The sequence below is a fragment of the Streptomyces sp. NEAU-174 genome, from assembly GCF_052665095.1.
This window is the reverse complement of record NZ_JBQTCE010000009.1, coordinates 242,599-262,140: the sequence shown is the minus strand read 5'-3', so window position 1 is coordinate 262,140 and position 19,542 is coordinate 242,599. Positions and strand designations below refer to the sequence as shown.

The following is a 19,542-nucleotide window of genomic DNA, read 5'->3' as shown; positions in this document are numbered from 1 at the left end:
TCCGCTCCTTGGCGACCGTCAGGCGGATCCTGCCCGGCCCGGGGCAGCGGGGAACGGCACGACCGCCACTGTTACGTTGTCGTGGCCCCCGCCGTCCAGGGCGTGGCCGACCAGGACCTGCGCGCTGTTGAGCGGCCGGGAACGGGCGTCCGCCGGCACCGCGCGGGCCATCTGCTCCGCCGATTCGGCGTAGTTCCACAGCCCGTCGGTGCACACCACCACGACGCCCGGCCGGTCCGGCTTGTACGAGGCGGTGTGGGGCTCCAGCTCATAGGCGTCCGCCCCGAGCCAGCCGGTGATGGCGTGGGCGCGCTCGTCCGCGTACGCCTCCGCCTCCGACATCAGCCCCGCTGCCACCATCTGGGCCGCCCAGGAGTCGTCCTCGGTGAGCCGCGCGGGCGGGGTCGTACGGTCGTCGGGGACCCAGTAGGCGCGGCTGTCCCCGACCCAGCCGATGGTGAGGATGTCGCTGGTGACGACGGCGCCGACGATGGTGCACGCCGGTGCGTTCTGGTGGCGCTGCCCCTCGTGAGCGGGAGCCGCCGCGCCGGTGTCCAGGGCCAGGGAGTTGACCGCGTCGGCGGCGGCGATGATCGCCTCGTTCATGGCCTGCTGGGGGTGGGCGCCGCGGGGCAGCGAGGCCCGCAGCGCCTGGTTCGCGGAGTGGGCCGCGGCCGCCGAGGCTTCGTCGGGGCGGGTGGCCGAGGAGACCCCGTCGCACACCACGGCGACCATGGCCGGGGTGCCGTCCGGCAGCGCGGCGGTGGACACCGAGAACGCGTCCTCGTTGCGGTGGTGGCGCAGCCCGCGGTCGCTGGCCGCCGCGACTCCCTCCAGCTCACTCTCCATATGGTCGCGGGTCCGTGCCTGGGCGTGTCCGCAGCGCTCGCAGTAGCCGTCCTGGTCGATGGTGCCCTCCTGGCACGCGGCGCACCGGGGGCGGTGCTCGCCGCCGGGCAGCCGGGGGTCAGCCCCGGTGCCGGTGCCGCTGCCCGTGCTGCTCGCCGCGCTGGTGTGCGTACTCGCGTTGGTCTCCGGGTGGATGCCGGACTCGGCGGACTCGACGGGTGCCTCGGGCGCGCCGAGCGTCGCCGCGGCCCGCGGGTCGGCCACCTGGCCGTACCCGCCGGAGGTCGGGGCGGCCAGCTCGTAGTCGTCCGGCTCCGGCTCCGGGTGGATGGACCGCGCCGCCCCGTTCACCCGCGGCGCCTCCGGCAAGTCGCCATACGCCTCCGGCAGGTCGCCATGCGTCTCCGGCCGGCCGGCGATCGCCTCCGCCGACAGCGCGGCCTCGGCCGCCAGCGCGGCCGCCACCGTCAGATCGGCACCGCACTGATCGCAGTATCTGTCCCCTGCCTGCGGCGGCTCTTCACAGGCCGGGCAGGCTGACAGCTGGGGCGGCTGCGGCATCTGCGACATCGATCACACCCACGTCCTGGGGCGGAAACGGTTGGCCCGCTCCACCAGTTCGATCCTCTCCTCGCCTCGCTGGGCGAGTCTGGCGAGTACACGGTACGAGCGCTCCAATCCGAAGCGCAGCCCGCGCTCGTCCAGGCTGCTGCCGAGCAGAGACGGCCGGTTGTGTCCTGGGGGCGCCCCGCTGCTGCCGGACAGTACCCAATCCAGGGCGCTGCCCAGGACCTCCGTACGCAGCCGCTCGCGCCGCACCGCGTCCAGACCGAATTCGCCCAGCCGCTCGACCTGGGCCGCCGAGGCCGTCAGATCGCTCAGCAGGGCGTCGTACGGGGCGCGCTGGCGCAGCCGAGCCCGTACGGCGGCGACTCGCGCCGCCGTGTAGTGGATCGAGGACTCCGGCACCGACTCCAGGGCCCGCACCGCGCCCGGGCGGTCCCCGGAGCACAGCAGGACCCGGGCGAGGCCGAAGGCGGCGCTCACGAAGCTGGGGTCGGAGGCCCAGACCAGTCGGTAGTACTCCGCCGCGTTGTCCAACTGGCCCAGCACCTCGGCGCAGACGCCGAGCGCCAGCTTCGGCGCCGGCTCACCGGGGAACGCGTCGTAGACGGCGTCGAAGGAGAGCGCGGCCGTCTCGCGGTCGCCGCTGGCCAGCGCGTGCAGCCCCCGGTACCAGACGATCCGCCAGTCGTCGCTGTACGCGGCCTCGAGACCGGTGAGCGCGACGCCCGCGTCATGCTCCTGGGCCAGCTCCAGCTGGGCGCGCACCCGGCGCAGCCGCAGCTCGACCGAGTCCACGGGCGCGGTCCGCAGCGCGGCGCTCACCTCGGCGGGGTCGGCGGCCAGGAGACCGGCCAGGAACCCCGCGTTGGGGTCGTCGGAGTCCACCAGCGGCACCGGGAGCGCCAGCGCGGTGGCCCGTCCGTCCAGCGTGGTGGTGGCGGGCACCGGCAGGGCCAGCGGGCCCGGCGGGCGCTGCGCGGGGATGAGGGGCGCGGTGGCGCCCCCGCCGGCGGACCGGGCGCCCAGCAGGGACGGATCCTTTCCGTCGTCGGCGAACAACTCGGTGTCCACCACGCGCGGTTCCGGCCCGAAGAGCGTGGACAGGGCCGGCCGGGGCCGCCCGGTCTGTAGCGCCACGACCTCCCGCAGCACCCCGGTCAGCTGGTCGGCCATCTCCCGCGCGGAGGCGAAGCGGCGCCCCGGGTCGGGGTCGGTGGCCCGCACCAGTAGCCGGTAGAAGGATTCATAACGCCGGAAGACCTCGATGTGCTCGGGGTCCGGCAGGCTGTCCACGTAGACGTTCGTATAGCCCTGGAAGTCGAAGGTGAGCACGGCCAGGGTGCGCGCCACCGTGTAGAGGTCGGAGGAGATCGACGGGCCGGACTCGGAGATCTCGGGGGCCTGATAGCCGACCGTGCCGTAGATGGGGCTGTCGTGGTCGTCCATCCGCCGGACCGCGCCCATGTCGATCAGCTTGAGCTGGTCCTGCTGCTGAATCGCGTTGTCGACCTTGAAGTCGCAGTAGAGCAGATTGCGGCTGTGCAGATGGCCGAGCGCCTCCAGCGCCTCGATGCCGTAGGCGCACGCCTGCTCCACCGGCAGCGGATCGCGGCGGCCATCGGCGCTGCGGCGGGCGTTGGCGATGTCCTTGAGGGACTTGCCGCCCACGTACTCCATGACGATGTAGCCGTCGAGGCTGCCGGTGCGCTGGTCGAGGTGCTCGACGAAGTTGTAGATCCGGACGATATTGGAGTGCTCGATCTCGGCGAGGAAGCGGCGCTCGGAGACGGCGGCGGCCAGGGCCTCCTCGTCGCCCGTGTCCAGCAGGCCCTTGAGGACCACCCAGCGGTCCGACACCGCGCGGTCGATGGCCAGATAGATCCAGCCGAGCCCGCCGTGCGCAAGGCAGCCCGCGACCTCGTACTGGCCGTGGACGATGTCACCGGGGTTCAACTTCGGTACGAACGAGTACGGATGGCCGCACTTGGTGCAGAAGCCCTCCGTACGGCCCGGCCGTTCGCCGCGGGCGCGGCCCACCGGGGCACCGCAGTCCCCGCGGCTACAGAACCGCTTGCGCTCGGGGACCTCGGGGTCCGCCAGCACCGCCGTCCGGGGGTCGGGGCGCGGCACATCGGGGACGCTGACCAGACCGGCGCCCAGGGCGTTCCGCCCCGAGGAGGCCGAGGTGGCGGAGCGGGAGCTGCGCACCGAGACCGAACGGGACGAGGCCCGCCCGGACATGGAGCGGGACAGCCGCCCGGACACCGAGCGCCGGGACGAGGAGGAGCGGGCCGAACGCGACCGGCCCGAGGTGCCGGACGAGGAGTCCCGGCCGGTCGCCGAGGAGCCCCCGCTCCGCGCCGACGAGCCCTCGCTCCGGGACGAGGAGCTCCCGCCCGGCCCGGGCTGGCCGGTGATCCCGGTGGGCGGTGAGGCCACCATCCCCTGCGGTGAGACGACCGGGGCCATACCGCAGACATCGCAGTACAGCTCGCCTCCGCCCACGTCCTCGTAGGACCCGCCGCAGTCACGCCGCTGGCAGGCGACGACCGCCGCATTCATTCCGTGCCTCCCTCGGTGCCTTGCCCGGCCGGGCCCGTCTGGCGTGGCACCAGGGCCTCGGCCGCCGCCTGCTGGTAGCGCAGCACGGCCTGCTCGGCCGCCCGCAGATCGCACGGGGCGCTCCACAGCATCCGGCGGGCCACGTCATACCGCTCCACCAGGAACGGATCCTCCGCCATGCCATGGCGGGCGACCTTCGCCTTGTACGCGTCGAGCCGGCCGCGCAGCTCGGCGCGGACCGCGAGCGGCGCGGTGACCGCGGTCAACGACTCGCGGGCCCGCAGCAGCTCGTCGTCGGCGCGCTGCTCCAGGCTCTCCAGCAGCGGCGAGAGCCGGTGCCACTGCGAACGCCTGCGGTAGTCGGCGGCGGCGACCAGCTGCTCGTGCAGCGCGGTCGGCGGGCCGCTGACGGCCGGAACCTCCGATGCCGCGATCTTCGCGAGCACCTCACCGCGCGCCTGGCGCGCCTCCGCCAGGGTGCGATCGGCGCGGGAGAGCACATCCCGCAGCCGCATCAGCCGCCGCTCGGCGTCCTGCCGCACATCCAGGACCGCCTCGATCTCCCGGCGCACATCCTCCAGGGCGCGGGCGGCGCGGTCATAGCGCTCGGTGTCGGGGCTGCCGCCGCCGGGCGCCGAGCTGCCGCTGGCATGTTTCCAGAAGGCCAGCGGGTCGGAGACCACCTCGGCGCGCAGCGCGGTCAGCTCGGCGGTGATCTGCTCCAGATCGTCCCCCGAGGGGTGCTCACCGGGACGCACCCCCACCGAGTGGGCCAGCGAACGGGTGCGGTGCAGCTCGGCGGAGAGCATGTCGATCCGGGCGGGCAGCGCGGACCATACGGCGTCGGCGCTGACGATGACGTCGAGGGCCTCCGCGTACCAGCGGTTCATCCGGTCGACCAGCCGGTCAAGCCCCAACTCCTCGCTGAGCAGCGGGGAACCGCCGAGGGTGGCGCTGCTGGGCAGGGTGATCGCGGTGCCGCACAGCAGCTCGGTGAGCTCGGTCAACTCGTCCTGTGTCGGCCAGCGGTGACGGGAGCGCACCTCACGGGCCCGGGTGAGGACCTCGGTGTACGCGTCGAAGTAGCTCCACAGGAGAGAGATGGCCTGCTCGGTGGTGGACCAGCGGTTCTTGGTGACACCCGTGAGCTCGGCGCCCTCGAGGAGCCTTCTGCCCGCGTGGTCCTGGAGGGCGAGCAGCGAGGACTCGATCGCCTCGTGTTCGGCGGCGAGCTTCGCCAGTGCGCGGTCCACCTCCTCCCGGCCCATGACCGGGCCGTCGGGTGCCCCCGCGAAGCTGGGGAAGGGTCCCGGGACCCCCATCGATCACCTCTCCATGTCCGTAAGCGATATGTGATCCGTCTGCTGCGTCATCCCTACGCGTGTGGGGCGGGTGCTAATCCTTGCCGGTCCTTGTCCGCGCTAGTCCTTGTATTCGGGGGCGGGCGGCGTCGGGTTCTCCTGCGTCGTGCTGAAGTCCTTGGCGAGCCACTTCTGGTAGGCCTGCATCCAAGGGCTGCCCGCCCCGCCCTGGCGGTAGGTCTCCAGAACCTTGTTGACCCGGCGTACCAGGTCGTCGTCGTCCTTGTTCATCGCCACGCCGTAGAACTCATCGGTGAATCGCGAACCGACCAGCTTGACGGAGGGGTCCTGGGCGGCCTGGCCGGCCGCCAGCGCGTTGTCGGTGATCACCGCGTCCACCTGGCCGAGCTGAAGCCTGACCAGGCAGTCCAGCTGGTTGGGGACGGGCTTCACCTTGATCGCGCCCAGATGCTCGGCCCCGGTGTCCGGCTTGTCCAGCTCGGCCTCGGCGGTGGAACCCTGCGCGGTGCAGACCTTCTTGCCGCGCAGGGTCTTGTTGTAGCCGGTGATGGACGAGTCGTCGGGGACCAGCACCTGCTGCCCGGCCTGGAAGTACGCGGTGGAGAACGCCACGTCCTTGATCCGGTCGCAGTTGATGGTCATGGTGCGCACCACGACGTCGACCTTGCCCTGCTGGAGGGCCTTGATGCGCTGACTGGTCGGTATGGTGCGGAAGATGACCGCGTCCGGATCGCCGAAGATGTCGTCGGCGATGGCGCGCACCAGGTCGATGTCGAAGCCGGTGAGGTCGCCGGTGGCCGGATCGCGGTATCCCCAGCGGTAGCTGTTCTGGTCGACGCCCGCGATCAGCTTGTTGAGCTTGTGCCCGTTGACCTCGCGGTTCTTGATCCGCTTGATGGCCGGGCCGCTCGCACTGGACGGGCGCAGGCTCGCCTCGGGATCGCGGCAGCTGTCCGCCGACGCGGCCTCGGCGCCGGTCCGCACCGTATGCGGCTGCCGCGCACCGCCCTTGCCGTCGCCGTCCCCGCCGTCGTCCATCAGCGCCGGGACCGCGATGGCCGTGGCCACGCCCAGGGCGCATACCGTCACCGCGGCGGCCGATCGCAGTGATCGCATGCTTCCGCCCCCCATCGTCCTCATCGGTACTCCGACAGTCTGCGGCCAATGCCCAGCACCGCTCCCGCGGCTCCCAGCACGGCCAGCACCCCGGCGCCCAGCGCCATGGCGGTGAACGCGCCGCGTCCGTCGTCGGCGGCCTGCTGGAACTCCCGCTGCTCATGGTCGAGGGCCTTGGCCAGCTGGCTGTCCACCGCGTCGAAGGACTCGCCGGTGCTGTCGTCGGCGCCTATGACCTTCGTCAGCGCCGTCTTGTAGTCGCCCCCGTCGTCGGCGGCGCGGGCGGCCTTGTGCCGCACCTGCCACTCGTGGATCCGGCCGCCGGCCTTCTCCACCGGTTCGCGGCCCTCGTCGTCGTCGGCGAGGGCGCGCGCCTTGTCCAGCAGGCTGCCGTCCGAGGGGCGGTCGCCGGACGCCTTGCCCACGAGCGCGGACATCCGCGCTCCATAGCTGACCTCGTAGGCGTCCTTGCCCTTGTTGGCACCGTCCTCGTCCACGACGACCGCGCCGCGCGCCACCAGGGTCAGGTTCTCGTCGGCGCGGGCCCGCAGGGAGTCGATCCGCGCCTCGTTGAGCACCTGGAGGGACTTCGCCCCGTGGTCATTGGAGTCGCTGAGCTGGGTGCTGGCGACCGCGTGGCCGACCACCAGCCACAGCATCACCACCGTGGAGGCGGCCGTGGCGGTGAGCAGACCGCGGTTGAGCACCCGGTTGGTCCGCAGGAACTCACGGCGCTGGGCCCAGCCCAGCGCGCCCAGGGCGACCAGACCGGTGGCGATCGCCACCCACGGCCATGCCTCGGCGTCCTCGTAGTCCTCCCCGAGGCGGGCGGTCTCCGCCTGGTAGAGCCTGCCCGCGGCGGGCAGCAGCTTCTCGCGCATGGTGTCGTTGGCATAGCGCAGATACGCGCCGCCCAGCGGCAGCCCCTGGCGGTTGTTGGCGCGCGCGGAGTCGACCAGACCGGTGTAGACCGGCAGCATCTGATTGATCTTCTGTATCTCGTCGCGGGCGGAGGACGAGCCCTCCGTATTGGCCGCGGCCCGCACCAGCAGCTTGGACGCGGTGTCGATGTCCCGCACGAACCGCTGCCGGACCTGGGGAGGCTCCTGGCCGCCCGCCAGGAAGCCTCCGGTGGCGGTGGTGTCCGCGTCGGCCAGGGAGCGGTAGATCTGCGCCGCGTCGGCGCTCAGCGGCTGGCTGCGCTCGGCCACGGCGTCCGCCGCGGTCTGCCGGTCGGAGACCTGCCAGGCCGTGACCGCGCCGAACGCGATCACCAGCGCGGCCAGCACCGCCCCGATGACGCGCAGCCGGCCGGGCTCGGTCGTCGCCGCCGCCCGCGCCCGGTCGAGCCCCTCGGCCCACGCGGTCCGCGGCGGGGCCGCGGGCGCGGGCGGCGGTGCGGCTCTGCCGGTGGTCGGCGGGTATGACACAAGACCTCCCCCTTGGCCCGAATCCTGGATGGTGTCGCGGTCGGTGTCGCAGCAGTATGGACCGCGGCGCCAGGAGAGGTCACCGGTCGAGCCTGGATCTTGTTCGGATCGCGATCTTCCCTCCCCTTTTCATTACGCTTCGGAAGGACTTTCGGTTCCACTTTCCGTGCCATCAGCTGCGGCGGTGTCGCCGGCCGGGGCGGTGTCAGCGGCCGGGGTGATGTCACCGGCCGGGGCGTAGTGCGCGCGCAGCCGGGCGTACGCCGATTCCGGCGCGCCGGTGCGGTCCAGGCCCAGCAGCGCGGCGCCGAGCACCGGCGGTGCGGTGACCACCCGCGGCTCGGCCTTCGGGGCGCGCTCCGCGAGCAGTTCGCGGATCCGGTCGTCCAGCAGCGGATGGCGGGCCGCGAGCACCCCGCCGCCCAGCACCACCGGGGTCTCCTCGCCCAGCAGATCGAGCCGGCCGAGGGCGACCACGGCCATGGTCACCACCTCCTCCGCCTGCCGGTCGACGACCGCCCGCGCGATCTCGTCGCCGGCCCCGGCCACCGCGAACAGCACCGGCGTCAGCTCATGCCGCCGCCCCGGCTCCAGACGGCCCAGATGCAGCGCCTCGATCAGCTCGTACATGGTGGTGAGGCCGAAGTGCGCGGGCAGGGCGCGGGCCAGCTCGGTCGGCTCGCCGCGGCCGTCCTCCGCGCGCGCCGCCCACCACAGCGCCTCCTCCGAGAGATAGCCCCCGCCGCCCCAGTCGCCGGAGATCCGGCCGATGGCGGGGAAGCGGGCCACCCGGCCGCCGTGACCGATCCCGGCGCAGTTGATGCCCGCGCCGCAGACCACGGAGACGCCGGTCGGCTCGCCGTCGTCCCCGACCCCGGCCCGCAGCAGGGCGAAGGTGTCATTGGCGACCGTGACGGTGGCGCCCCAGCCGCGCTCGGCCAGGACGCCCGTCAACTCCGCCTCCTCGCTGGGCAGATCGACGTTGGCCAGACAGGCCGAGACATGCCCCGCGCCCGCCGGACCGGCCCGGCCCGCCTGCCGCGCCGCCGCCTCCACCAGGGGCGCGAGCGAGCGGACGGCCCGCTCGGCGCCCACGACGGGCGGCTGGAAGCCGCCGCCGCGGGCCGCGCCGAGCACCGAGCCGTCCGGGCCGACGAGCGCCACATCCGTCTTGCTGTTGCCCGCGTCGATCGCCAGAACCGACCCGTCCGGCGGGGAGGCGGAGGAGGGTGAGGAGGACGAAGGGGAAGGAGAGGGGGTCGGTACGGACTGGGTCAGGCCCACGCCAGATGCTCCCGGTTGTGCGCGATGAGGTCGTCGGTCAGCTTCTCGGCGTATTCGATCTGGCCGATGAGGGGGTGGGACAGCAGCGCCTGGAAGACCCGCTCCCGGCCGCCCTTCAACGCCGCCTCCAGCGCCAGGTGTTCGTACGCGGTGACATTCGCGACCAGACCGGCGAACAGGGGCTCGAGGGGGCGCACGGGCAGTGGCTTCGCGCCCTGCGCGTTGACGGCCGCCGGGACCTCGATCACCGCGTCGTCCGGCAGGAAGGGCAGGGTGCCCTCGTTGAACGTATTGACGATCCGCACCTCGCCGGTGTCGCCCAGCAGGGACGAGGTCAGATCGACCGCCGCCTCCGAGTAGAACGCCCCGCCGCGCTTGCCGAGCAGCTCGGGCTTCTCGTCCAGCGCCGGATCGCCGTACATCTCCAGCAGCTCCCGCTCGATCGCCGCGACCTCCGCCGCCCGGGACGGCTTGCTGCGCAGCTCCCGTACCACCGCGTCGTGCTGGTAGTAGTAGCGCAGATAGTAGGAGGGGACGACGCCGAGCCGGCTCACCAGCGTGCGCGGCATCCGCAGGTCCTCGGCGATCGCCTCGCCGTGCTCCGCGAGCAGCTTGGGCAGGACGTCCTCGCCGTCGGTGCCGCCGACGCGCACCGCGCGCTCCCAGGTGAGGTGGTTGAGGCCGACGTGCTCCAGCGTCACCTCGCCGGGCTCCACGCCCAGCAGCCTGGCGAACTTCCGCTGGAAGCCGATGGCCACATTGCACAGGCCGACCGCCCGGTGCCCGGCCGTGAGCAGCGCCCGGGTCACGATCCCGACCGGGTTGGTGAAGTCCACGATCCAGGCGTCGGGGTTGCGGCGGCGCACCCGCTCGGCGATGTCCAGCACCACCGGGACGGTGCGCAGCGCCTTGGCCAGCCCGCCCGCGCCGGTGGTCTCCTGGCCGACACAGCCGCACTCCAGCGGCCAGGTCTCGTCCTGGTTCCGCGCGGCCTGGCCGCCGACGCGCAGCTGGAGCAGGACCGCGTCCGCGCCGTCCACGCCCGCGTCCAGGTCGTCGGTCCAGGAGATGGTGCCCGGGTGGCCCTGCTTGGCGAAGATCCGGCGCGCCAGCCCGCCGACCAGCTCCAGCCGGTCGGCGGCCGGGTCGACCAGGACGAGCTCCTCCAGCGGGAGTACGTCCCGCAATCGGGCGAATCCGTCGATGAGTTCGGGGGTGTAGGTGGACCCACCCCCCACGACTGCGAGCTTCAACCCTTGACTCCTGTCAGTGTGACGCCTTCGACGAAGGCTTTCTGAGCGAAGAAGAAGACGATGATGACGGGGGCCATGACGAGCAGGGTCGCGGCCATCGTCAGATTCCAGTTGACGCTGTGCGCGCTCTTGAAGCTCTCCAGGCCGTAACTGAGCGTCCAGGCGCCCGGATTCTGCGAGGCGTAGATCTGCGGGCCGAAGTAGTCGTTCCAGCAGTAGAAGAACTGGAACAGCGCGACGGCCGCGATCCCCGGCTTGGCCATCGGGATCACGATGCGCAGCAGCGTGCCGAATTCCCCGCTGCCGTCCACCTTCGCCGACTCCAGGTACTCCCGGGGAATCGTCAGCAGGAACTGGCGCAGCAGGAAGATGGAGTACGCGTCGCCGAACGCCATCGGGATGATCAGCGGCCACAGCGAACCCGACAGATGGAGCTGCTGCGCCCAGACCAGATACATCGGTATCACGATCACCTGCGGCGGCAGCATCATCGTGGAGATGACCAGGATCATGGCGGTGCGGCGGCCGCGGAAGCGGAATTTGGCCAGGGCGTAGGCCACCGGAATGGAGGAACAGACGGTGAAGAGGGTGCCGAGCCCGGCGTACATCAGCGAATTGCGCCACCAGTCCAGGAAGCCCGGGGTGTTGAAGACATCGGCGTAATTCGACCAGTTCCATTCGGTGGGCCACAGATCGCCGCTGAGCGCCTGGTCGTCGCTCATCACCGAGGTCAGGAAGACGAAGACGAAGGGCAGGATGAAGAAGAGCGCGGCGGCGATGGCGACCGTGTGCACGGCGATCCAGTGCAGCGCGGCGCGGCGGCGGGCGGCGGGGGCGGGGGAGCGTCCGGCGGCGGGGCGCGCGGGCGCGGACGGCGCCGAGAGGGCGGTGGTGGCGGTCATGGTGAATCGGTCCTCTTCAGTCCTCGGCTCAGTCATCGGCCGACAGCAGTCCGGCACGCTTGCGCATCAGCAGCGTCGTCACGGCCATCGCGATCGCGAACAGCACGAGCGAGAGCACGCAGGCGGCCCCGGTGTTGAAGTTCTGGAAGCCGAGCGAGTAGACGAGCTGCGGCACGGTGAGCGTGGAGTGGTCGGGGTAGCCGGGCTGGATGACCGAGCCGGGTCCGACGCTGACCCCGGAGGCGAGCTTTCCGGCGACCAGCGCCTGGGTGTAGTACTGCATGGTCTGGACGACGCCCGTCACGACCGCGAACATCACGATCGGGGTGATCGACGGCCAGGTCACATAGCGGAACTTGTGGAACGCCCCGGCGCCGTCCAGGTCGGCCGCCTCGTACTGCTCCTTGGGGACGTCCAGCAGGGCCGCCATGAAGATGACCATGAGATCCCCGATGCCCCACAGGGAGAGCAGTACGAGGGACGGCTTGGCCCAGGCCGGGTCGTTGAACCAGTTCGGGGCGTGAATCCCGATGCTCCCGAGAATGTCGTTCACCGGGCCGGTACCGGGATTGAGCAGGAAGACGAAGGCGACGGTGGCCGCCACCGGCGGGGCGAGATAGGGCAGATAGAAGGCGGTGCGGAAGAATCCCACTCCGGACTTCACCTTGGTGACCAGCAGCCCGATGCCCAGGCCGAAGACGACCCGCAGCGCCACCATGACCACGACCAGCCACAGTGTGTTCCACAGCGCCGGACCGAACAGCGGCATCTGCTCCAGCACATAACGCCAGTTGCGCAGCCCCACGAAGGTCGGGGCCTTGATCTGGTTGTAGTGCATGAAGGAGAAGTAGACGGTGGCGATCAGCGGATAGCCGAAGAAGACGGTGAAGCCGACCAGCCAGGGGGAGAGAAAACCGAGGGTGCGCAGCCGCTCGCGCCGGGCCTTACGGCGCAGGGCGGGGGCGTTCGTCAAGGTGGCCATGTCGCACTCCGTCAGTTCTGTGCCTGGAGATTGTCGGCGTCTATCTCGTCATCGAGTTTTCGTAGCCCCGCGTCCAGATCGTGCACCTTGCCCGCCTCGACGCCGTAGGAGAAGTCCTGTAGCGAGGTGACGTACTGACCGCCGTTGATCGAGGGCGGCAGGGCGGTGCTGTAGCGGTTCTGCGCGATATCGAGGAAGGCCCGGAAGGTGGGATCCGAGTCCAGCTTCGGAGAGGTGAGCGCCGCCTTGGTGGACGGCACATTGTGAATGGCGTTGGCGAAGGCGACCACCTGATCGGTGTTGGCGGTCAGGAACTTCACCAGCTCCCACGCGGCGTTCTGATGGGTGCTGCTGTGCGCGATGCCGACCACGGTCCCGGTGAGATAGCCCCGGCCATAGGTCTCGGGCCGGTCGTCGGGCACCGGCAGCGGGGCGGTGCCCCAGTTGAACTTCGCGCCCTTCATGAAGAGCCCGCGCCATTCGCCGTCCATGTGCATCGCGAGCTTTCCGGTGAGAAAGGCGTTCTGTGACGACATCTCATCGCCGAAGGAGGTACGGAACGTCTCCAGCGGGCCATAGCCACCCTGGCTCCGGACCAGCTCCCCGGTGGTGGCGTAGAACTCCTTGGCCGCCTTGTCCTTCGCCAGCCGCGCCTTGCCGTCCTTGTCGAAGTACGAGGGGCCCCACTGGGCGAGGAACCGGTCCGGGCTGTTCTGGTAGAGCCGGAAATTGGGCATGAAGCCCACCCGCTCATAGCCGCCGCTCTTGGTGCGCTTGGTCAGCTTGACGGCGTCGCGCCGCAGCTCCGACATGGTGCGGGGCGGCCGCTTGATGCCCGCCTCGGCGAAGGCGTCCTTGTTGTAGTACATGCCGTAGGCGTCGGCGAGCAGCGGGAGGGCGCACTGGTCGCCCTGGTAGCTCGTATAGTCCAGCAGCGTTTTCGGAAAGACCTTGGCCTTGTCGAGACCGGTCTTCTTCATGAACGGATCGAGGTCCACCCACATACCGGAGGAGCAGTACTGCCCCACATTGTTGGTGGTGAAGGAGGAGACGACATCGGGGGCGTCGCCGCCGCCCGCCCGCAGCGCCTGGTTCACGGTGGCGTCGGTGACATTCCCGGTGGCCTTCACCTTGATATTGGGGTGGAGCTTCTCGAACCGGGCGATGCTGGCGTCGATCGCCTTGACCTCGCTGTCCTCCGACCAGCCGTGCCAGAACTTCAGCGTGACGGGTTTGGTCGGATCGTCCTCGGCGCTGCCGGTGCTGGGATTGGCGCAGCCCGTGAGGAGCAGGGCGCCGGCGCTCAGTGCTGCGGCGAGAGCGGCCAGTTTTCGTGCCATGGGGAGACTTCCTTTACTGCGGTACAGGGGGACGGCAGGGGAAGCGGCGGTGCGGGGCGCCGGACAACGGACAGATGGGGAGAACGGGCAGGAGGGAGAACGGACAGCGGGGAAGAGGGGACGGAGGAGAAGAGGGGACAGCGGGGAAGAGGGGACGTACGGGGTGGTGGAGCGGCGCCCGGTGACTCAGGCGTCGAACCGGGCGGTGTCGAAAACGGTCTGACGGGCATCGGCGACCGCCGTCCGCAGTGCGCCGATGAGAATCGGATCCCCCTCGATCTCACTGATCCGCAGCTGCGGCCGGGGCAGCGCGAGACCGGTCATCTCGTCCTCGACCAGCTGCCGCAGCCGGTCCCCGCCGGCCTGTGCGACCTCACCCGAAAGGACGACCAGCTCCGGGTCGACCACGGCGACGACGGAGGCCAGCCCGGTGGCCAGCCGGCGGGCCAGCTCGGTCAGCACCTCGTCACCCGGGCCGGGGGTGCGCAGCGCGGCGGCGAGCGCCTTGGTGGCCGTGGGCGCGTCGATCCCGTGGTCGCGGGCGAGCTCCACGACGGCGGGCGAGCCGACCAGCTTCTGGAACCCCCCGCCCCCGTCCGGCCGGGCGGCGGCATCCGGTCCGCCCCGGGCCAGCGGCGCGCCCGGCAGCGGCATATAGCCGATCTCCCCGGCCCCGCCGGTGGCACCCCGCAGCAGGGTGCCGTGGAGCACGATGGCCGCGCCGACCCCCTCGTCGGCCCAGACCAGCGCGAAGTCGTCGAAGTCCTGGGCGGTGCCGTCGTGCTGTTCGGCGATGGCGGCGAGGTTGACGTCGTTCTCGATGACGATCGGTGTGTGCAGCAACTCCGCCAGGTCGTCCCGCAGGGTGCGGGACTGCCAGCCGGGAAGATGCGGGGCGTAGCGCAGCGTCCCGGTGCGCGGGTCGAGCGCGCCGGGGGTGCCGATCACGGTGGAGTGCAGATCGTCCCGGCCGAGCCCGGCGGTGGCCAGCGCCCCGTCCACCGCCTCGGCGACCAGCTCCCCCGTCCGGTTGGTCACGCTCGCGTCGGTCGCCGGGGCCGTCACCCGGTGTTCACCGACCACCTGGCCCGTGATGTCGGCGACGGCGGCGGTGATGCCCTCCTGGTCCACGGCGAGCGCGGCCACATGGGCGGCGGCCGGATCGATCTCGTACAGCTGCGCGTTGGGCCCCGGCCGTCCGGTGACGTTCCCGGTGGTGCGGACCAGGCCGACCGACTCCAGGCGGGTCAGCAGCTGGGAGGCGGTGGGCTTGGAAAGGCCGGTCAGCTCCCCGAGCCGGGTCCGGGTGAGCGGTCCGTGGGCGGACAGCAGCTCCAGCGCGGCGCGGTCGTTCATGGCGCGGAGGACGCGGGGGGTCCCGGGTGTGCCGCCCTGCGTATTGCTGCCGGGTGATGCGGCCATGGTGTGCCCCCGTCTCACTCTGTTAAGAAAGTTTCCTATTGATGAATAGCAAGCTAGGGGGCGGACCGGGGCGGCGTCAATGGGTCAAAGGCGGGCTTTCCTTGGCGGGTTCTTGGCGAAGAGATGGATCACCCATATACCTGGCATGGACAAGACACCGTAAGAGTGGCCTCCGGTGGGGACCTGTGATCGTCAGCCCCCACTGTCATGCGACGACTCGAATCGCAAGGGGGCTAGGTGAGATCTACTTCTTCCCGGGAGCGCACGGCCCGTTCCAGACAGCGCACGGCCCGTTCCGGAAAACGCACGGCCCTGGGGCTGGCGGCGGCGCTGCCATTGGTGGCCGGTGCGCTGGCGCTCGGCACACCCACGGCCCAGGCCGACTCCGCACCGCACGGCCGTGACACCCTGAACGGCACCAAGCCCGCCTGGGCGACGGCGCGTTCGGACCGCGGCGCGACCGATGACGGCAATAAGGTCAGCGCGCGCGTCTATCTGGCCGGACGGGACGCCAAGGGGCTGGCCGACTACGCCAAGGCCGTGTCCGACCCCTCCTCGCCGGACTACGGCAAGCATCTGTCGGCCCGGCAGACCCAGGCACGTTTCGGACCGACACGGCAGCAGAAGGACACCGTGACCGCCTGGTTGAAGGGCGCCGGGCTCGAGGTCACCGGAGGCAACCAGCACTATCTGTCGGTCACCGGCGAAGTCTCCGCCGCCGAGCGGGCGTTCGGCACCCAGCTGCACAACTACACCAAGGACGGCAAGGTCTACCGGGCGCCGTCGAACGCGGCCACCGTGCCCGCCTCGCTCCACGGCGCCGTGCTGACCGTCGTCGGCCTGGACAACGCCCCCAAGCGGGCCAAGCACGACGAGACCCTCCCGCCCCCAGGGCCGGTCTTCAAGAACGCCGGTCCCTTCTCCTCCTTCTACGGTTCCCGGACCGACCGGAGCCTGCCCTCGGCCTACGGCGCCAAGCAGCCGTACGCGATCAAGGGGTACACCGGGAAGCAGCTGCGTGCCGCCTACGGCGCCAAGAGCCGCAACACCGGTAAGGGCGTCACCGTGGCCATCACCGACGCCTTCGCCTCGCCCACCATCGCCGCGGACGCCGCCCAGTACGCCAAGCGCAACGGCGACCCGGGCTACCGCGAGGGCCAGTTGACGCAGGTGCTCCCGGCCGACTACCGGTACACCGAGGAGTGCGACGCCGGCGGCTGGTACGGCGAGGAGACCCTCGACGTCGAGGCGGTGCACGCGGTGGCGCCCGCGGCCGACATCGTTTACGTGGGCGGAGCCTCCTGCACCGACGACGATCTGCTCGACTCGCTCGCCGAGGTCGTCGACAACCGGCTGGCCGACATCGTCTCCAACTCCTGGGGCGATGTGGAGGCCAACGAGACGCCGGATGTGGCCGCCGCCTACGACCAGATCTTCCAGCAGGGCGCTGTCGAGGGCATCGGCTTCTACTTCTCCTCCGGTGACAACGGCGACAATGTGGCGTCCACCGGCACCAAGCAGGTCGACACCCCGGCCAACTCGGCGTGGGTGACGGCGGTCGGCGGCACCTCCCTGGCCGTCGGCAAGGGCGAGAAGTACCAGTGGGAGACCGGCTGGGGCACCACCAAGGCCACCCTCTCGTCCGACGGCACCAACTGGGACGGGCTGCCCGGCGCGTACACCTCCGGCGCCGGAGGCGGCACCAGCAGGACCGTCGCCCAGCCCTTCTACCAGCGCGGTGTGGTGCCGGACGCGCTCGCCCTGGCCAACGGCGGCACGGCCAAGCAGCGGGTGACCCCGGACATCGCGGCCGTGGCCGACCCCAACACCGGCTTCCTGGTGGGCCAGACGCAGACCTTCCCGGACGGGTCGCTCCAGTACGGCGAGTACCGCATCGGCGGCACCTCGCTGGCCGCGCCCGTGATCGCCGGTGTGCAGGCGCTCGCCCAGCAGGCGCGCGGCGGCCAGCCGATCGGCTTCGCCAACCCCTCGCTGTACGACCGGTACGGCACCGCCTCGTACCACGATGTGACCGACCACCCGCTGGGCGCCGGTGTCTCGCTGGGCGTGGTCCGGGTCGACTACGTCAACAGCCACGACGACACCGACGGGCTGGTGACCTCGCTGCGCAGCCTCGGCCGGGACAGCTCGCTCCACGCGGTCGTGGGCTATGACGACGTGACCGGTGTGGGGACGCCCGCGGCCGGCTACCTCACCTCGTTCGGCGGGCACCACCGCCGCTGAGCGGCCGGGGCCGAGCTCCTTACGGTTCGCACGAGGCTCCCGCTCCGGTCCGGGGCGGGAGCCCCGTCATGTCCGCCGCGCTCACTTGGGCGTGGGCGGCGGCACCGTCGCGGAGGGGGTGGCGGCCGGACCGGCGCCGGGAGCGAGCGGGCTGGCCGCCGCCGACTGCGGCGAGTCCGGGTTGGCCAGCGCCGACGGCGCCGCCACACCGGCGCTCGGATCGACGGCGTCGGTCTGGAGCTCCGGATCCAGGGGTCGGCCCACGAGCTGGATGCCCGCCTCGTTCAGCGCCTTCTTGATCCGCCAGCGCAGTTCCCGCTCGACGCCGAGCGCCTTGCCGGGCATGGTCCGTGCCGACACCCGGATGATCATCGAGTCGAGATAGACCGCGTCGAGCCCCAGGACCTCGATCGGCTCCCAGAGCCGCTCGTTCCACGGCTCCTCCTTGGCCATGTCCACACCGACCTGCGAGATCACGGCCCGGACCTGCTCCAGATCCTCCTCGGCCCGGACCTGGACATCGAGCGCGGCCGTCGCCCAGCCCTGGCTGAGGTTGCCGATCCGCTTGACCTCGCCGTTGCGCACGTACCAGATCTCGCCGTTGTCCCCGCGCAGCTTGGTGACGCGCAGACCGACCTCGATCACCTCGCCGGAGGCCACCCCGGCGTCGACCGTGTCGCCGACCCCGTACTGGTCCTCGAGGATCATGAAGACACCGGAGAGGAAGTCGGTGACCAGATTGCGGGCGCCGAAACCGATCGCCACCCCCGCGACCCCGGCGCTGGCGAGCAGCGGCGCCAGATTGATCTCCAGCGCGGAGAGGATCATCAGACCCGCGGTGCCCATGATCAGGAACGAGGCCACGGAGCGCAGCACCGACCCGATCGCCGCGGACCGCTGGCGCCGTCGCTCCACATTGACCAGCAGCCCGCCGAGCGCGGTGCCGTCGACGGCCTGGGCCGTGCGGTTCATCCGCTCTATCAGCTTGGTGATGGCCCGCCGGACGACGGAGCGGAGCACGAAGGCGATGATCAGGATCAGGGCTATGCGCAGCCCGATGCCGAGCCAGGTGGACCAGTTCTCCTCCACCCAGCCCGCGGCGTTCGTGGCGCTCTTCTGCGCATCGTCGAGAGTCGTGGGACGAGGCGTCGAGTCAGCGGCCAGAGCAGCGGACCAGAACACAGCAGAAACCCTTCGTATGCGACATGCCCGCACGGATCGCCCGAGCGCGCAACCTCTCACACAGTAGCCGGGCGCGAGACGCGCCGTTCCTGTGTTCGAGAGCGCGCGAGCGCGGCCAGGGGGCGCATATGAGCGGCTCCGGAGGCGGCAATTCCACCTTCTGCCCCGGCCGGGGACGGTGCGGCGGCACCGGCCGGAGCGGGCCGTGATTCTTGCCACTTCGCGGTGGTATCCCGCTCCCCGCGCACCTCGTGCGCAAGGTCGCCGGAACGCCGACAGGGCAGTGGTCAAGCGGTCGGTGTCGTCACCGCGTACGGAGGGTATACGTGCGGTACGCGGAAATGCCTCTCAACCGTTAACCCGGTGATAGTGGCGTTCCGGCCAGGGTTCAGGGGAAACTGGGGGAGATCGTCCCGGCGCGAGCCACGCGCCGCCGGCGTACAAGGAGGCCCCCGTGCCGCATGTCCTGGTCCTCAACGCGTCGTACGAGCCCCTCGGCGTCGTACCGCTCCGCCGCGCGCTCGTACTCGTCCTCAATGACAAAGCCGTCAGCCTCGAGGACTCAGGCGCCCTGATGCACAGCGCGACCCGCGTGATCCCCGCACCCAGCGTCGTCCGGCTGAAGCGCTTTGTGCGGGTGCCCTTTCGCGGCCCCGTTCCGCTCACCCGCCGCGCCCTGTTCGCCCGTGACGGCGGCAGATGCGCCTACTGCGGTGGCGTCGCAACCAGCGTCGATCACGTCATCCCGCGCAGCCGTGGCGGGCAGCACACGTGGGAGAACGTGGTCGCCGCGTGCCGTCGCTGCAATCACGTCAAGGCGGACCGCCATGTCGCCGAGATCGGCTGGCGGCTGCGCCATCAACCCGCGCCGCCGTCGGGGCTCGCGTGGCGGATCATCGGCACGGGCCATAGGGACCCGCGCTGGCTGCCATACCTGCAAGCCTTCGGCGCGGAAGACGCCATGGCCCGGATCGACGGCAAATCTGCCTGAGAGACCGGGCCATTACTGTGTCTGCTCGCGGGAGCCCCCTGGGTCCTTTTCTTTTGGTTTTCTCTTTTCCCCCCCCACCCCCCCCCCCACACCCCC

The 19,542-nt window shown here is 71.2% G+C and carries 15 protein-coding genes; 3 read left to right on the top strand and 12 right to left on the bottom strand.

Annotation, left to right across the window (positions count from 1 at the left end):
- Nucleotides 1-18 precede the first annotated feature (18 nt).
- Together ACT2CW_RS26940 and ACT2CW_RS26935 are read right to left on the bottom strand one after the other, a co-directional pair.
- Nucleotides 19-1,419, bottom strand: coding sequence for a protein phosphatase 2C domain-containing protein (locus ACT2CW_RS26940; protein ID WP_445518545.1), 1,401 nt, complete (start codon nt 1,417-1,419; stop codon nt 19-21).
- Between the two features lie 3 nt (nt 1,420-1,422).
- Nucleotides 1,423-3,624: a tetratricopeptide repeat protein gene (locus tag ACT2CW_RS26935; protein ID WP_445518544.1), complete on the bottom strand. Its 2,202-nt coding sequence runs from the start codon at nt 3,622-3,624 to the stop codon at nt 1,423-1,425.
- On the opposite strand from ACT2CW_RS26935, the gene ACT2CW_RS26930 reads away from it, so the two are divergent.
- On the top strand, nt 3,602-3,931 hold the full coding sequence (locus tag ACT2CW_RS26930) for a hypothetical protein (RefSeq protein WP_445518543.1): 330 nt from the start codon (nt 3,602-3,604) through the stop codon (nt 3,929-3,931). The two genes, ACT2CW_RS26935 and ACT2CW_RS26930, sit on opposite strands and share 23 nt — an antisense overlap.
- Nucleotides 3,932-3,974: 43 nt before the next feature.
- Here ACT2CW_RS26930 and ACT2CW_RS26925 read toward each other — a convergent pair whose 3' ends face one another.
- The 9 genes from ACT2CW_RS26925 to ACT2CW_RS26885 all read right to left on the bottom strand — a co-directional run bounded on the left by ACT2CW_RS26925 (nt 3,975) and on the right by ACT2CW_RS26885 (nt 15,029).
- A complete protein-coding gene (locus ACT2CW_RS26925; protein WP_445518542.1) occupies nt 3,975-5,300 on the bottom strand; it encodes a hypothetical protein in 1,326 nt (441 codons plus the stop codon).
- A 99-nt stretch (nt 5,301-5,399) separates the two neighbouring features.
- Nucleotides 5,400-6,440 carry a glutamate ABC transporter substrate-binding protein gene (locus ACT2CW_RS26920; RefSeq protein ID WP_445518541.1) on the bottom strand — a complete coding sequence of 347 codons (1,041 nt, stop codon included), beginning with the start codon at nt 6,438-6,440 and terminating at the stop codon, nt 5,400-5,402.
- The gene (locus tag ACT2CW_RS26915) at nt 6,437-7,846 is read right to left on the bottom strand and encodes a hypothetical protein (RefSeq protein ID WP_164428792.1); all 1,410 of its coding nucleotides are present in this window, start codon (nt 7,844-7,846) and stop codon (nt 6,437-6,439) included. Before ACT2CW_RS26915 ends, ACT2CW_RS26920 begins: the two co-directional genes overlap by 4 nt.
- A gap of 132 nt (nt 7,847-7,978) precedes the next feature.
- On the bottom strand, nt 7,979-9,043 hold the full coding sequence (locus tag ACT2CW_RS26910) for an N-acetylglucosamine kinase (protein WP_445518573.1): 1,065 nt from the start codon (nt 9,041-9,043) through the stop codon (nt 7,979-7,981).
- A gap of 77 nt (nt 9,044-9,120) precedes the next feature.
- On the bottom strand, nt 9,121-10,383 hold the full coding sequence (locus ACT2CW_RS26905) for a 6-phospho-beta-glucosidase (RefSeq protein WP_445518540.1): 1,263 nt from the start codon (nt 10,381-10,383) through the stop codon (nt 9,121-9,123).
- The gene (locus ACT2CW_RS26900; RefSeq protein WP_182470333.1) at nt 10,380-11,285 is read right to left on the bottom strand and encodes a carbohydrate ABC transporter permease; all 906 of its coding nucleotides are present in this window, start codon (nt 11,283-11,285) and stop codon (nt 10,380-10,382) included. Before ACT2CW_RS26900 ends, ACT2CW_RS26905 begins: the two co-directional genes overlap by 4 nt.
- A gap of 28 nt (nt 11,286-11,313) precedes the next feature.
- Nucleotides 11,314-12,267 (bottom strand): carbohydrate ABC transporter permease, encoded by a 954-nt coding sequence (locus ACT2CW_RS26895; RefSeq protein ID WP_138915638.1) that lies wholly within the window; start codon nt 12,265-12,267, stop codon nt 11,314-11,316.
- Between the two features lie 11 nt (nt 12,268-12,278).
- Nucleotides 12,279-13,607 carry an ABC transporter substrate-binding protein gene (locus ACT2CW_RS26890; protein WP_445518539.1) on the bottom strand — a complete coding sequence of 443 codons (1,329 nt, stop codon included), beginning with the start codon at nt 13,605-13,607 and terminating at the stop codon, nt 12,279-12,281.
- A 186-nt stretch (nt 13,608-13,793) separates the two neighbouring features.
- On the bottom strand, nt 13,794-15,029 hold the full coding sequence (locus ACT2CW_RS26885) for an ROK family transcriptional regulator (protein WP_445518538.1): 1,236 nt from the start codon (nt 15,027-15,029) through the stop codon (nt 13,794-13,796).
- A gap of 318 nt (nt 15,030-15,347) precedes the next feature.
- Between ACT2CW_RS26885 and ACT2CW_RS26880 the strand changes: the two genes are divergently transcribed.
- The gene (locus ACT2CW_RS26880; RefSeq protein WP_445518572.1) at nt 15,348-17,273 is read left to right on the top strand and encodes a S53 family peptidase; all 1,926 of its coding nucleotides are present in this window, start codon (nt 15,348-15,350) and stop codon (nt 17,271-17,273) included.
- Between the two features lie 81 nt (nt 17,274-17,354).
- On the opposite strand, the gene ACT2CW_RS26875 is transcribed toward ACT2CW_RS26880, so the two are convergent.
- Entirely contained in the window at nt 17,355-18,455 is a 1,101-nt protein-coding gene (locus ACT2CW_RS26875) for a mechanosensitive ion channel family protein (protein ID WP_164428801.1), read from the bottom strand.
- Nucleotides 18,456-18,909: 454 nt separating this feature from the next.
- Here ACT2CW_RS26875 and ACT2CW_RS26870 point away from each other — a divergent pair, with 454 nt between their 5' ends.
- Complete coding sequence (locus tag ACT2CW_RS26870; protein WP_138915641.1) at nt 18,910-19,446, top strand: HNH endonuclease; 537 nt, start codon at nt 18,910-18,912, stop codon at nt 19,444-19,446.
- The last annotated feature ends 96 nt before the right edge of the window (nt 19,447-19,542 follow it).

What these genes read in the sequence shown, in the direction of transcription:
- ACT2CW_RS26940 (WP_445518545.1), bottom strand. Translation starts at nt 1,419, where the DNA reads ATGTCGCAGATGCCGCAGCCGCCCCAGCTGTCAGCCTGCCCGGCCTGT.
- ACT2CW_RS26895 (WP_138915638.1), bottom strand. Translation starts at nt 12,267, where the DNA reads ATGGCCACCTTGACGAACGCCCCCGCCCTGCGCCGTAAGGCCCGGCGC.
- ACT2CW_RS26885 (WP_445518538.1), bottom strand. Translation starts at nt 15,029, where the DNA reads ATGGCCGCATCACCCGGCAGCAATACGCAGGGCGGCACACCCGGGACC.
- ACT2CW_RS26890 (WP_445518539.1), bottom strand. Translation starts at nt 13,607, where the DNA reads ATGGCACGAAAACTGGCCGCTCTCGCCGCAGCACTGAGCGCCGGCGCC.
- ACT2CW_RS26920 (WP_445518541.1), bottom strand. Translation starts at nt 6,440, where the DNA reads ATGAGGACGATGGGGGGCGGAAGCATGCGATCACTGCGATCGGCCGCC.
- ACT2CW_RS26925 (WP_445518542.1), bottom strand. Translation starts at nt 5,300, where the DNA reads ATGGGGGTCCCGGGACCCTTCCCCAGCTTCGCGGGGGCACCCGACGGC.
- ACT2CW_RS26900 (WP_182470333.1), bottom strand. Translation starts at nt 11,285, where the DNA reads ATGACCGCCACCACCGCCCTCTCGGCGCCGTCCGCGCCCGCGCGCCCC.